This is a genomic window from Bacteroides sp. 51 (assembly GCF_010500965.1).
Taxonomy (GTDB): domain Bacteria; phylum Bacteroidota; class Bacteroidia; order Bacteroidales; family Bacteroidaceae; genus Bacteroides.
The window spans coordinates 1-381 of sequence record NZ_QVMI01000133.1 but is presented as its reverse complement, the minus strand read 5'-3'; the positions used below and the strand labels follow the sequence as shown (position 1 = coordinate 381).

Annotated in this window: 1 pseudogene; it reads left to right on the top strand. The window is 58.0% G+C overall.

Annotated elements, in window-relative coordinates:
* Nucleotides 1-44: 44 nt before the first annotated feature.
* A pseudogene (locus D0T87_RS25245) lies at nucleotides 45-381 on the top strand (hypothetical protein); the annotation flags it as partial.

Genomic DNA, 381 nt, shown 5'->3' with positions numbered 1-381 from the left:
GAAAAGCATTGCTTGCACGGCTGGGGATGGAACGGTGTAAAATAATGGAGTATCCCCAGGGGTGTAAGGATGCAAATGAGGTGTTACAGGCCCACCACCCCGCCCTACGGGCACCCCTCCTCAAAAAGGAGGGGAGTTACGATGCCGCAGAAAACCCGGAAGCGGGAGGAGAGCCGGCGAGGCGCCGGAGCCAGATTCACGATGCCGGCAAACAGGTACTCACCTCGCTGCTGGAGGAAGCGCAGGAGGTGCCGCTGGAAGGGGTATTCAGTCTGAAAGATGTGAGCCGGGATTTAAGGGTGCTCTTTGAGGAAGGCATACAGCCCGGAGCGGATACGGGCTGGCTGGACTTTGACAAGCTCTGTACGTTTGAATTGGGGC